Origin of the sequence: Pontibacterium granulatum (genome assembly GCF_029961155.1) — a bacterium.
In the GTDB taxonomy this organism is placed as follows: Bacteria; Pseudomonadota; Gammaproteobacteria; order Pseudomonadales; family Balneatricaceae; genus Pontibacterium; species Pontibacterium granulatum.
On record NZ_JASBRH010000015.1, the window covers coordinates 19161 to 32557 of the forward strand.

Sequence of the window (13397 nt, forward strand, 5' to 3'; positions counted from 1 at the left end):
TAAAGGGGCTTTTAGGTAGAATTCGTCACGCCAATCAACAATCGTGACCTGTCGGTATACCACGTCAGGCGGATATGAAGCCGCTTTGTGGTGACAACAGATGAGGGCGTAATCGTGCTTGAAGCTTATCGTAAACATGTAGAAGAACGCGCCGCAGAAGGCGTGCCTCCAAAAGCGCTTGACGCAGAACAGACTGCTGCTCTGGTTGAGCTTTTGAAAAACCCACCTGCGGGCGAAGAAGAATTCCTGGTAGACCTGCTGACCAACCGTGTACCAGCAGGCGTAGACGAAGCTGCTTATGTAAAAGCTGCTTTCCTGGCTGCTATCACTAAAGGTGAAGCAGAGTCTCCTCTGGTTGACGCTGTGAAAGCAACCGAGCTGCTGGGCACCATGCTGGGTGGTTACAACATCCAGCCGCTGATCGACTGCCTGGACAACGACGCTCTGGCGCCGACTGCAGTTAAAGCACTGTCCCACACCCTGCTGATGTTTGACGCGTTCTACGACGTTAAAGAGAAGATGGATGCTGGCAACGCTTTTGCTAAGCAGATCGTGGAATCCTGGGCAGAAGCTGAGTGGTTTACTTCCAAGCCAGAACTGGCTGAGAAAATCACTGTTACAGTATTCAAGGTTCCTGGTGAAACCAACACCGACGACCTGTCCCCAGCTCCAGACGCATTTACCCGTCCAGACATCCCGCTGCACGCCAATGCAATGCTGAAGATGGAACGCGAAGGTATCGAACCTGAAGTTCCTGGCGTTAAAGGCCCGATCGCTCAGATCGAAGCTGTAAAAGCTAAAGGCCACCCGGTTGCATACGTGGGTGACGTAGTAGGTACCGGTTCTTCCCGTAAGTCCGCAACCAACTCCGTACTGTGGTTCTTCGGTGAAGACATCCCTTGCGTACCTAACAAACGCGCTGGCGGATACTGTTTCGGCGGCAAGATCGCTCCGATCTTCTTCAACACCATGGAAGATGCAGGCGCTCTGCCAATCGAAATGGATACCTCCGGCATGAACATGGGTGACGTTGTAGACGTATACCCATACGAAGGTAAAGCAGTTAACGCTGAAACCGGCGAAACTCTGTGCGAATTCGGCCTGAAAACTCCTGTTCTTCTGGACGAAGTACGCGCAGGCGGCCGTATTCCACTGATCATCGGTCGCGGCCTGACTGCTAAGGCTCGTGAAGCACTGGGCCTGCCAGCAACCGACTTGTTCCGTACTCCAGAGCAGCCAGCTGACTCTGGCAAGGGGTACTCCCTGGCTCAGAAGATGGTTGGTAAAGCATGCGGCGTAGAAGGTGTTCGTCCGGGCGCTTACTGTGAGCCTAAGATGACTACCGTAGGTTCCCAGGACACCACCGGTCCTATGACCCGTGACGAGCTGAAAGACCTGGCTTGCCTGGGCTTCTCTGCTGACCTGACCATGCAGTCTTTCTGTCACACTGCGGCCTACCCTAAGCCAATCGATGTGAACACCCACCACACTCTGCCAGACTTCATCATGAACCGTGGCGGTGTATCCCTGCGTCCAGGCGACGGTGTAATTCACTCCTGGCTGAACCGCATGCTGCTGCCTGATACTGTAGGTACCGGTGGTGACTCTCACACCCGTTTCCCAATCGGTATCTCCTTCCCGGCAGGTTCCGGTCTGGTTGCATTCGCAGCTGCTACCGGTGTAATGCCACTGGATATGCCTGAGTCTGTTCTGGTTCGCTTCAAAGGCGACAAGCTGCAGCCTGGTATCACTCTGCGTGACCTGGTTAACGCTATCCCTTACTACGCGATCAAGCAGGGTCTGCTGACCGTAGAAAAAGCGGGTAAGAAGAACATCTTCTCTGGCCGCATCCTGGAGATCGAAGGTCTGCCGGATCTGAAAGTAGAGCAGGCATTCGAACTGTCTGACTCCGCTGCAGAGCGTTCCGCAGCTGCTTGTTCCATCAAGCTGAACGAAGCGCCGATCCGCGAATACCTGAACTCCAACATCACCATGCTGAAGTGGATGATTGCGGAAGGTTACGGCGATCCTCGCACCATCGAGCGTCGTATCGCTGGCATGGAAGAGTGGCTGGCTAACCCAGAACTGCTGGAAGGCGACGCTGACGCAGAATACGCTGCAGTGATCGAGATCGACCTGGCAGACGTTAAAGAGCCAATCGTTGCTTGCCCGAACGACCCAGATGACGTGAAACTGCTGTCTGAAGTTGCTGGCGACAGCGTTGACGAAGTATTCATCGGCTCTTGCATGACCAACATCGGTCACTTCCGTGCAGCAGGTAAACTGCTGGATGCTGCAGGTAAAGCAGTTCCAACTCGCATGTGGATCGCTCCACCAACCAAGATGGATGCGGCTCAACTGACAGAAGAAGGTTACTACAACATCTTCGGCCGTGCGGGCGCACGCATGGAGATGCCAGGTTGCTCCCTGTGCATGGGTAACCAGGCACGTGTAGGCGACAACACTACTGTAGTTTCCACTTCTACCCGTAACTTCCCTAACCGTCTGGGTACTGGCGCTAACGTTTACCTGTCTTCTGCAGAACTGGCTTCTGTAGCTGCACTGATCGGTAAACTGCCTACTCCAGCTGAGTACATGGAATACGCTGAGAAGCTGGATACGATGGCGGATGACGTTTACCGTTACCTGAACTTCGACCAGATCCAGAGCTACCAGGACAAAGCGGCAACTGTAATCCCTACAGTTGAAGCGTAATCACTCTTAGTGATTCCGAACCGGTTTCAACCGGTTCGGCCTGATACAAAAAAACCGCTCAATGAGCGGTTTTTTATTCTTTCCAACATGAGCTTAATATCGACCTATAGTATCGATACCTCTTCATACCCCTTTTCAGCATCGGTAAGCACCACTCCCCCACCAGAGATACGCCATAGAAGTAAACACTATTTTTTAAGAACACTTACCACCTCTCCCTGAAGTTCGCTCGCGTTACTCTCTAGTCGAGCAAGGCCATCACTCAGATGCTTTATCTCCTGCAAGCCACTTCTCTCAAGCTTTTCGCTAAGCTTTGCCAGCCTCGCTTGCACAAAAATAAGTTCACCCGCCATATTGATCAATGTATCAATTTTTTGATTGCATACACTGACTGCATAGCTAGCAACGGCGGTATCCCTGCCTTCCGAAGAAACATTATCTTCTTTGTGCTCAGCCTCTCCAACAGGCATAACTGGTGCTATGGATGTCGTACTAGGCATCCCCAGGGAAGACAACGTCCGTTCAGTCTGCATTTCTGGTTCTATCCCAACATTTTCCGCGCCAGACGAATCTGCGCCAAGATCCACTGTAGAATGATTGTCAGGACAATCCTTTTCACTATCAACATTCTTTTGTATTTCAGATTTTTCAGGCTGGGAGGCCATTTCCAAATCCATTCCACGGCCCCTCGATCCCCCTCCCCCAACCTCAAGAACCGTCGCGCCTTCCGCTTGAGAAGGCCCTGTAAATCGCGCCCCTTCCGAAAAGCTCTGCTCCTTTGCACTCTCTGCCACCTGAGCATCGACCTGATTAAATTCACCCACTACGGTTTCTCGCAAGAACGTAAGCGCATCTTGCCCCGGCTTATCCTTACGAGAGGCTTCCTGCTCGGCGATAATGGCGCGCAACTGTTTAGCATGCGCCTCTTGTAGCGGCTCGACAATCAACTCACACTGATTCACCACCGGCGCAAATATAGCGCGTACGGCATCAATTCCCGCATCGGTAACCACCTTGATATCCCAGGCAAGGTAACACAACTCCGGATTGATACGAGCAATCTCAGGCATCACGTTAACATCGCATGTAACTTCAACATCACCCAGCTCAGCCAACTGAGCTACACACCTCAGGGGGTCATAGTCGCTAAGAAAGAGATCATGGTCCGGCACAAACTGCACGGCCCATCCAGACATTTCACAATCACCTGACGGGAAAAGTAACTCTGTGACAACCGATTCGACCTGGTCGACTAACTCACTCCCCCTGACCAGATCCCCCAGCAAAAGGTCGGCGCCTTCAGCCGCAACCTTAGGCCTCTCAGCCAAAGGCAACCCTGCTGCAGGCCCAGGCACACCAAGCACTTCCCGAACCGGGGATTTAGAAGCGGTGACGATGGCCTCCCTATTTTCCAGTGTGGCCAACAGGCGCTCCTTCAGAGCGGCGATTAAAGTGGCATCGTTATCGCGTCCATCTTTCAGCACATCAAACATACCGCGAAGAGCACTCACACACTCCAGCATTAGGCCGACAAGCGGCATATTTAACGCGCGCTCCCCCTCTCGTACCTGATCAAGCAATGCCTCGACCAAGTGAGCAAAGCCAGCAATCTCCTCCAAACCCAGCATCCCACAGCCACCTTTGATGGAGTGGGCATCACGGAAAATCGTATTAATCAACTCAGCACTATCATTGCCATTACCAATCTCCAGCAACGACGCTTCTATATTAGAAAGCGCTTCGATGCTGTCTTCCGTCAGTACGTCTAGAAATTCGCTGGTATCAATACTCATAGCGCTTGCTCTCTTTTAAGCAGCCAATGCTAATCATTGTTTTTGGTTCTTCATAACAAGCCAAGATGATCCTTCAAGCCAAGTGAGGCTGCGGCTTCAAGAAACGGGGCAGAGCATGTTTTCCACTCGACCCTGAGACCGTTTTGCTTCTGAGCAATTACAAAAGCGGTAAGTGTTTGCAGTGAAGATGCATCGATGGCGGCAACTTCTGAGGCACTGATAGAAACATCAGAACGGGACGCAGCTAACTCGGTCAGCTGCCGGTGTAAAGCTCGCACACCAACAATGATGGAGCTTTCAGGCAGGTTAAACTCTTGCATAGGTAAACCCGGTCTATCCTTTACTAGCGGAGGATCCCTAGAATTCTTCTTGAATTGTTCGGCTTAGAAAGTCATAACTTTAGAACTTTTCATATCCCAGATTAGAAAAGCACTAGGTTATCTAGCAAGACCAAGGATAGACAGCGGATTTACTTAAATTTTTGGCCGAATTCAGTCGCAGAAATAGCGATTTTCTACAAATTCTTTTAGTGCAGAAATCGCCTCGAACTCCCCTCTTTGAACGATCAGCGCGCGGCCCATTTCAAGCGACAGCTTCTCGGCTTCGGCACGGACTTCGGCATTTTCTATCGTTTCGATGTCTGCTACATGCGCAAGCCCAATGGTACGGCGGATCATCTCGGTGCCAGCATACCCCAGGGTGTCCTGAAACACCTGATCCAAATACCAATCCAGGTAGGCTGTCTGACAAAGCGTCGGTTCACTTCCGTGTTCAGCTACCAACGCACGGAACTGCTCTGCAAATGTTGTCCAAACGGTCTCAGCAGTCTCCAGCAACCAACGCTGATACGCTACCCGCTCATCCAGCTCACCGGCTTGCTGACTCTGCCCCGCAAAATTCAGGAACAGATTGCCGATAATGGAGCCCACATCAAAGGCGGCCGGACCACAAAACGCAAACTCAGGATCGATCACCTTGGTGCCAGTTTCGCTAGCAAACACAGACCCGGAGTGCAGGTCGCCATGCAGCAACACTTCCGGCTGACTCAGGAACCGGGCTTTGAGTTTAGCCACTTCACATTTCAGGACTTCATCATCCCATAGCACTTCGGCTTGCTCACGCACAAAGTCATTGATGCTGTTGCGCTCATGATCGCAGTACGGATCCAGAAAGAAGAGATCTTCGGTGATTTTGCACAGATCAGGGTTGATAAAGCCGCGCACCTGCTCTTTTTTCTGGTAGGCATCCAGATAGAAATCCGAGGTGAAGAACAGTGTGGATGCCAAGAAGCGCCCCAGATGCTCCCCCAACAGAGGTAGGCGACGACGCTCGACCAGCAGATGACGCAGGTTTTCCTGCGCACCGATATCCTCCATCACAATGGCGCAGAGTTCAGCATCAAAGTGGTACACATGCGGCACCAGATCCGGGCAATACTTACCGGCAATGATTAGGGACTCCGCTTCTATGCGAACGCGGTCCTGAGAGAGCGGCCAGCCTTCACCGATAATACGAACATACGGCAGCGCCTGCTTAACAATCACGCTAGAGCCATTCACAGCAGCAATGCGATACACAAAGTTAATATTGCCATCACCGATCTCTGACACCGTCAGCTCATCATCTGCGGTAAACAGATCCGTGTGCTCACGCACAAACCGGATCAACTCTTCATCTTGTTCGAACTTTCTGAAGCTCATAAGGGGACCTTAGTTACCAGACACTACCGAAGCCCCTCAAGATACCTGTTAACTCCACAGGAATAAACATGGCAGTTTAACCACTAAACAAGCTCTGCTAAGGTACGGCGCATATTGTCCGTTACGAGCGCCTGTACCGATGAAAGACCTTATCGCCACCAGCATCCGTTGCATCAACGATCAGCTGGAAGTCCTCGATCAACATCAACTGCCTCACTGCGAGCGCTGGCTTCCCTGCAACAGCGCTGCAGAGATGATCGCTATGATCAAAAAACTGCAGATTCGTGGTGCGCCACTGATTGGCATTGGTGCCAGCCTGCTACTTGCACGCCTGGCCGAAGAAGGCATGCCAGAACCGGAGCTTCGTGAAGCGGCCGAGCAGCTGCGCGCAGCTCGACCGACGGCGGTTAATCTGATGAACAACCTCGACACCATGCTCGAAGCACTTAACGTTGGCGGTCCCGCAGCCCTGCCCGCACAGGCAGAGCGCCTGTTTGATGAGGATATCGAACTGTGTCAGAAGATGTCTGCCAACGGTGCGGCACTGATCAGCGCAGGCGCCAGCATCCTGACCCACTGCAACACCGGCAGCCTGGCGACCGCGGGGGCAGGCACCGCCATCGGCGTAATTACCGAGCTGCAAAAACAGGGTAAGGCGCCTCATGTGTTCGTCGATGAGACCCGCCCGCTATTGCAAGGCGGACGTTTGACCGCCTGGGAGATGCAGCAGCTCGGCGTGGATTACACCCTGATCTGCGACAATATGGCTGCGATGCTGATGGCCCAAGGCAAGGTAGACGCGATTTTAGTCGGATCGGACCGTATTGCCGCCAACGGCGATTTTGCCAACAAGGTGGGCACTTACTCCTTGGCGGTCAACGCCCACTACCACAATGTGCCGTTTTACGTTGTAGCGCCCTACACCACCGTCGATCTGGAATGCCCGAATGGCGACGCCATCCCGATTGAACAACGCGGTGCCGCAGAGGTACGCGGTGTGAGCGGTAGCTTTGGCGATGTATGCTGGAGCCCGACTGAAGCGCACGTATTCAATCCGGCCTTTGATGTAACACCGGCCAAACTTGTGACAGGCTGGATTCTGGATAACGGCGTGTTTGATCAGGTTCAGATCGCAGCCGGCGCCTTAGCTAACCGGTAATCCCCTGAAACCTTCGAATATATATGCAAGATAACGTTATTCAGGACGGGACACCAACTATAAAAAAGCCCGATTCGAACTACCGAATCGGGCTTTTTAGTTTTAGCTGTCCCACTTTATTCCTGTGGCAAAAACTGATCAGCCATCAAACTTTGGAAAAACCTCGGCGATCTCATCACCGGTATAGTTTGCGACCCAACCATCGGGATTGTTGAAGAGGCGGATAGCCGTAAAGTCCGGATTCGGCCCCATATCAAACCAGTGTTTGGCGTTGGCTGGTACCGAGATCAGGTCATCCTTGCAGCAGTGAACTTTGTACACCTTGTCTTCCAGATGCAGGTAGAACATCCCCTCTCCACGCACAAAGAACCGCACTTCGTCTTCACTGTGCGTGTGCTCGCTGAGGAACTTCTGACGCAACTCATCCTTCATCGGATTGTCTGATGCCAGGCTGATAGTATCAACGGTCACGTACCCTTCGGCTTCCTGTAGGGCTTCGATCTGTGTGCGGTAAGCCGCCAGGATATCGTCTGGAGAGGTCTCAGCTGTTAGCGATGCCGAAGCGTCCCAACGCTCAAAACGTACACCCACGTCAGCCAGAGCCTGCGTAATAGCTTCAGCGTCTTCGGTTTGTTGCAATACTGTCTGAGAATTATTTTCCGGATAGATCGTTAACGCGCTCACGTGTGACTCCTTACAGTTCGATCTCATCAAAACTACTTACCACAGGATGGGCACTGCTTTCCGGCTCATCATCCCGCGCCAACAAGGTGGTTTGCATACCTGCTGCCCGCGCTGCGTCCAGCTCTTCTTCCACATCAGACAGAAACAGCACCTCTGCTGCGGGTAAAGCGATCGCGTCTGCAATCGCTTCGTAGGACGCCTGCTCACGCTTGTGTCCGGTTGTGGTGTCGAAATAACCACTGAACAACCCTGTAATATCACCGGCATCACTGTAACCAAAGAGCAGCTTCTGCGCCTTCACCGAGCCGGAGGAGAACACATAAAGCTTAAAACCCTGTTCATGCCAGCCCTGCAGGTAGGTAATCGCGTCATGGTAGAGGTGACCGGTGAAGTCTCCCTGCTGATATCCGTTTGCCCAGATCAGCCCCTGCAATGCCTTCAGCGCGGTGACTTTTTTATCCGCCTCAATCCAACCCAGAAATGCGTCAATCAGCGTATCCGCATCTGCATCCGGCTGACCGATTTCCTGCCGGGCATCATCCAGAATCTGCTGAACGGCGGGCTCTTGCAGGTTTGCGCGTACATAGTCAGGCAGATGTTTAGCTGCATAAGGAAACAGGGTTTTGTGAACGAAATAGATATCGGTGGTTGTACCTTCGATATCAGTCAAAATAGCTCGAATTGCCATCAGTTTGCTCCAAGTCGGCGCATCTCCAGCGCACAGGCAAATAGAAATTCCAGCCCTTCCAGGTGACGACGGGCCTCTTGCATATCGCGCCCCCAGGCATAAAGCCCATGCCCACTCACCAGAAACCCCCATTGCAACGGCTGATCAGTCCAGCGCGCACTGAGCTGATCTGCCAGCGACGTCATATCCTGGGTATTGTCGAATACCGCCAGACGGATCGTTTCATCGTGGGTGGCGTTACCCGAAAGAGATTTCTGCATCTCATAGCCGGACAGCTCAAACCAATCACTGCTCTCCAGACGAGACAAAACGGTGGACGCTACAGAGTGGGTATGCAATACCGCACCAATCCGCGTATCCAATGCGTACAGTCGGGTATGCAACAATGTCTCAGCGGAAGGTTTGCGACCTGCGTGTCCCTCTAGCGGTTCGCCATCAAGATTAACGACCAGGAAATCGTCATCGGTTAGATGCCCTTTATGGCAACCTGACGCAGTGACCAAGGCACTGCTGGCATCCAGTCGGATCGAAAAGTTACCACCGGTTGCCGGGCACCAACCCTGTTGGTCGATCCAGCGTCCGGCCTCAATAATCTGCTGTGCGTGCACCTTAAACCTTACTATTACAACCATGAATAAGGACGCTAGTGTACTGCAAATGCGCTTTCACGACAGTCTGCATTTACAGCGATAAAATCTAGTGCGGCAGATAGATCTCGAAGTGTGGGTACTTGCTAAGCTCAGGGTCTCCCTGCTCTCCAGACCAGTGCAGGCGGTGGGTAACCACGCCTTCATCGAATAACCGGTCTGCCAGACCGCGTACGTAGCCACCAAACCAGTGCCAACGGCGCAGATCTTCCGGATCGATATCCGTCGGCATAACATCAACGGCCATCGCCGGCTTATCGTTGTGATGACTTTCAGGCCAGTGGAAACCTGAACGCCCCTCCTCATATGCCTTCTCCTGCTCATCCTTGGAACGATGACCACAACGTACTTCACAATCAATCGTACGTTCTACAGCAGTAAAGATTGCCTGAAGATCATGATGACAAGTACTCAGCTGTTGCTGGCTTTGTTTACTGAAACTTGGCATGGCCAACTCCTCTTACGGGCAGATTTGACAGGGACTCCAGTAAAAAAGATAGCGTAGAACCCAAAAGCCCGGCGGCGGATTACTCCGCAACACCGGGCTTATCATGCAACTGATTCATCTAACGATGATGAACAGCTTAATGCTGGTGACCACCAACGCCATGGGCGTGACCGTGATCCAGCTCTTCCTGAGTGGCTTCGCGCACATCCATCACTTCCATATCAAACTGCAGGTGCTTACCTGCCAGCGGGTGGTTGGTATCCAGATCCACGTTCTTCAGACCCACTTTAACCACCGTCGCATCACGAGCGCCATGTTCGGTATTTACCTTAACAGACTGACCCGGCTTCAGACGGCCCTTGGTCAGCAGGTGCTTGATCGGCACACGCTGTGTGTTGCCTTCCTGACGTTCACCGTAACTATCAACCGGTGTTAGGGTAGCGCTGACTTTATCACCGACCGACTTGCCCATGAGTGCTTCTTCCAGCTTCGGGAAGATATTCTGGTGTCCCACCAGGAAGGCCATTGGATCCACATCGTAGGAAGACTCTACCTGATCACCGTCAACTTCGGTTAGCACGTAGTGGAATGTCACAACAGTATCTTTAGTAATTTCCATTTCTTTTCTCTCAGTTCTGCCCCCAGGGCGACACCTGGGTCTTGATATACAGCTCTTCCACCTTGGCACGCGCCCAAGGCGTCTTGCGCAGAAACTTCAGGCTCGACTTCACACTCGGATCACTTTTAAAGCAGCGAATGTTGATCAGCTCGCCCAATCGCTGCCAGCCGTAGTGGGCTTCAAGTTCCGTCACGATACGCTCAAGCGTAATGCCGTGAAGCGGGTTATTTTTCTGTGTGGTCATCTACTTACCTGATCGCAAGATGGCGAATTATTGCGACATAGTATACGCCAAAGCACAGCTTGACGAATGGCAGATCTTAAACGAGCTTTAAGGTAAGGAATGATCAATCCAGAACAAGCCGTATCGGCACTGAGGTGCTCAATGAGCGATCCACTTTGGCAACCTACCGCTGAGCAGATACGTAGCTGCCAGATGGGGCAGTTCATGCGGTCAATCAACTCACAACATCACCAGCATCTGACCACCTATGGGGAGCTTCATCGCTGGTCGATCAAGCACCCTCAGGTGTTCTGGAAACTGTTGTGGGCCTTTACCGGGGTTGTCGCGTCCGCCGAGAGTGAGCATGTACTGGAGCAGGAGAGACCATTTTACAAAAGCCGCTGGTTCCCCGGTGCCAAGCTCAACTTTGCCGAAAACCTGCTGCGTTACCGTGACAACCAAACCGCTCTTGTCAGCTGGAACGAAACCGGCAAACAGAAAAGTCTCACTTACGCCGAACTGTACAGACAGGTGGCACAACTCGCCAACGCAATGAAAGCACACGGGATACAACCGGGTGACCGTATCGCCGGATACCTTCCCAACATTCCCGAAGCGGTTATCGCAATGCTGGCAACCACCTCACTGGGTGCAGTCTGGACTTCCTGCTCGCCGGACTTCGGCGTTGCGGGAACACTGGATCGCTTTGGGCAGATTCAACCCCGAATGATCTTTGCCGCCGATGGATATCACTACAACGGAAAGGAATTAAGCAGTCTGAATACCATTTTCGAGGTCAGCCGACGGATTGATTCGGTCGAACATCTGGTGATCGTACCTTATCTCAGCAAGACACCGGATCTGCAGTCTATGGATAACGCATTGTTGCTGCAGGACTTTATAGCGGAAGAATCGGCACAGGAGATCGAATTTGAACAACTGAACTTTAATGCACCACTCTATATCCTCTACTCCTCCGGCACCACAGGCACGCCGAAGTGCATCATTCATGGTGTGGGGGGCACCTTGCTACAGCACCTCAAAGAGCACCGCCTGCATGTGGATCTGAGCCGCAACGACTGCTTGTTTTACTTCACCACCTGCGGCTGGATGATGTGGAACTGGCTGGTCAGCGGGCTGGCCTCAGGCGCGAAGCTGGTGCTGTATGACGGCGCACCTTTTGCGCCGGAAGTGGATATCTTTTGGCGTATTGCCGCAGAAGAGTCGATCAGCGTGATGGGCGTCAGCGCAAAATACCTTTCAGCGCTAGAGAAAACCGGGATTGAACCCATCAAGCATTTCTCACTGCCCGCACTCCGTGCTGTTTTATCCACCGGCTCTCCCTTGCCGCACGAAGGCTTCCATTTTGTGTACCGAAGCATCAAGTCCAACCTGATGCTGGCCTCAATCTCCGGCGGCACCGATATCATCTCCTGCTTTGCACTGGGCTGCCCGATACGACCCGTGTACGCCGGTGAGATACAGTGCCGCGGACTGGGCATGGACGTGTCGGTATTCGATGAACATGGTCAGACCGTGTATGACCGCAAAGGCGAACTGGTATGCCTCTCACCCTTCCCTTCCATGCCGATCGGATTCTGGAACGACCCGGAAGACCAGCGCTACCACCAAGCCTATTTCGATCGGTTTACCAACGTCTGGTCCCACGGCGATTATGCCGAGATTACCGAAAATGACGGCATGATCATCTACGGGCGCTCAGACGCAGTACTCAATCCAGGGGGGATTCGCATCGGTACGGCAGAGATTTATCGTCAGGTCGAGCAATTGGATGAAGTGATAGAAAGTATCTGTATTGGCCAACCCTGGCATGAAGATGAACGCATTGTATTGTTCGTTCGACTGCAGGCGGGGATGAGCTTAAGTGAGGAGCTGGTAGACAGAATCAAATGGGTAATCCGCCAAGGCACCACACCACGTCATGTTCCGGATATCATTCTGCAGGTTGCGGACATCCCACGCACCCTGAGCGGAAAAATCACTGAATTGGCGGTACGCAATATGGTGATGGGGGAACCAGTTCCCAATACAGATGCGCTGGCCAATCCGGAAGCACTGGAGCTGTATCGCAATATACCGGCCCTTCAGCCTTCCAAATCCTAGAGATTCATACCCTATAACGAAAAACCCCAGTGACCTGCTAAGCTCACTGGGGTTTTCACTTCACTACGCCAGGTGTTGTACAACGATACTGTGGCGCGTAGCGATTTCCGGAACAGGCCTATTAAGCCGGTACTGCATCTCCGTCGATATCACCATCGGTATCCATCTCTTCCGGCTTCTGGACACCTTTCTTGTTAACATGCTTCTGATGGATCTTATCCAACTGACGATCAATCTTGTCTTCCAGCGCATCCAGCGCCGCATATAGGTTGTCAGCTTCAGCTTTGGCAAAAACATCGTTGCCAGCAACATGGATACTTGCTTCAACTACTGCAGAACGCTCATCAGACTTTTCAATAGTAACCTGCGCACTGGTGATAGTTTCATAACGCTCTGCGCTGTTAGCCAGCCAGTCGTTAACACGGTCACGTACGGCGTCGGATACTTTGTGGTCTTTGCGATTAGTGATATTCACGTTCATAACGAATCCTTACTACAAGAGAGTCACGGTTGACACTTATTACTAATACCACTGTGTGGGCGCTTTACAATAGCTTTTTCTAACCCACTGAAATAAAAACTGATTTCTATCATTTT

13 protein-coding genes are annotated in these 13397 nt (G+C 52.3%); 3 read left to right on the top strand and 10 right to left on the bottom strand.

Going from position 1 to position 13397, the window contains the following annotated elements; translation table 11 throughout:
• The first annotated feature begins 114 nt into the window (after nt 1-114).
• Nucleotides 115-2715 (top strand): bifunctional aconitate hydratase 2/2-methylisocitrate dehydratase, encoded by a 2601-nt coding sequence (gene acnB, locus QKW35_RS14185; protein ID WP_282354073.1) that lies wholly within the window; start codon nt 115-117, stop codon nt 2713-2715.
• Nucleotides 2716-2903: 188 nt separating this feature from the next.
• On the opposite strand, the gene QKW35_RS14190 is transcribed toward acnB, so the two are convergent.
• The 3 genes from QKW35_RS14190 to mtnK all read right to left on the bottom strand — a co-directional run bounded on the left by QKW35_RS14190 (nt 2904) and on the right by mtnK (nt 6208).
• Nucleotides 2904-4508: an Hpt domain-containing protein gene (locus QKW35_RS14190; protein ID WP_282354075.1), complete on the bottom strand. Its 1605-nt coding sequence runs from the start codon at nt 4506-4508 to the stop codon at nt 2904-2906.
• A 50-nt stretch (nt 4509-4558) separates the two neighbouring features.
• Nucleotides 4559-4828 carry an STAS domain-containing protein gene (locus QKW35_RS14195; protein ID WP_282354076.1) on the bottom strand — a complete coding sequence of 90 codons (270 nt, stop codon included), beginning with the start codon at nt 4826-4828 and terminating at the stop codon, nt 4559-4561.
• 171 nt (nt 4829-4999) lie between these two features.
• Complete coding sequence (mtnK, locus tag QKW35_RS14200) at nt 5000-6208, bottom strand: S-methyl-5-thioribose kinase (RefSeq protein WP_282354077.1); 1209 nt, start codon at nt 6206-6208, stop codon at nt 5000-5002.
• A gap of 139 nt (nt 6209-6347) precedes the next feature.
• Here mtnK and mtnA point away from each other — a divergent pair, with 139 nt between their 5' ends.
• Complete coding sequence (gene mtnA / locus QKW35_RS14205; RefSeq protein ID WP_282354078.1) at nt 6348-7367, top strand: S-methyl-5-thioribose-1-phosphate isomerase; 1020 nt, start codon at nt 6348-6350, stop codon at nt 7365-7367.
• Nucleotides 7368-7505: 138 nt separating this feature from the next.
• Here the strand turns inward: mtnA and QKW35_RS14210 are convergent, their stop codons facing one another.
• From QKW35_RS14210 to QKW35_RS14235, 6 genes are all read right to left on the bottom strand, one after another.
• Nucleotides 7506-8051, bottom strand: coding sequence for a 1,2-dihydroxy-3-keto-5-methylthiopentene dioxygenase (locus QKW35_RS14210; RefSeq protein WP_282354079.1), 546 nt, complete (start codon nt 8049-8051; stop codon nt 7506-7508).
• A 10-nt stretch (nt 8052-8061) separates the two neighbouring features.
• Complete coding sequence (gene mtnC / locus QKW35_RS14215) at nt 8062-8739, bottom strand: acireductone synthase (RefSeq protein ID WP_282354080.1); 678 nt, start codon at nt 8737-8739, stop codon at nt 8062-8064.
• The gene (locus QKW35_RS14220) at nt 8739-9371 is read right to left on the bottom strand and encodes a methylthioribulose 1-phosphate dehydratase (RefSeq protein WP_282354081.1); all 633 of its coding nucleotides are present in this window, start codon (nt 9369-9371) and stop codon (nt 8739-8741) included. The genes mtnC and QKW35_RS14220 overlap by 1 nt, the downstream gene beginning before the upstream one ends.
• 64 nt (nt 9372-9435) lie before the next feature.
• Nucleotides 9436-9834, bottom strand: coding sequence for a M15 family metallopeptidase domain-containing protein (locus QKW35_RS14225; protein WP_282354082.1), 399 nt, complete (start codon nt 9832-9834; stop codon nt 9436-9438).
• Between the two features lie 136 nt (nt 9835-9970).
• Nucleotides 9971-10453: an FKBP-type peptidyl-prolyl cis-trans isomerase gene (locus QKW35_RS14230; RefSeq protein ID WP_282354084.1), complete on the bottom strand. Its 483-nt coding sequence runs from the start codon at nt 10451-10453 to the stop codon at nt 9971-9973.
• A 10-nt stretch (nt 10454-10463) separates the two neighbouring features.
• The gene (locus QKW35_RS14235) at nt 10464-10697 is read right to left on the bottom strand and encodes a VF530 family protein (protein ID WP_282354086.1); all 234 of its coding nucleotides are present in this window, start codon (nt 10695-10697) and stop codon (nt 10464-10466) included.
• Nucleotides 10698-10838: 141 nt separating this feature from the next.
• Between QKW35_RS14235 and QKW35_RS14240 the strand changes: the two genes are divergently transcribed.
• Nucleotides 10839-12800, top strand: coding sequence for an acetoacetate--CoA ligase (locus tag QKW35_RS14240; RefSeq protein WP_282354088.1), 1962 nt, complete (start codon nt 10839-10841; stop codon nt 12798-12800).
• A 121-nt stretch (nt 12801-12921) separates the two neighbouring features.
• Here QKW35_RS14240 and hpf read toward each other — a convergent pair whose 3' ends face one another.
• Nucleotides 12922-13281 carry a ribosome hibernation-promoting factor, HPF/YfiA family gene (gene hpf, locus QKW35_RS14245; protein WP_282354090.1) on the bottom strand — a complete coding sequence of 120 codons (360 nt, stop codon included), beginning with the start codon at nt 13279-13281 and terminating at the stop codon, nt 12922-12924.
• Nucleotides 13282-13397: the final 116 nt, after the last annotated feature.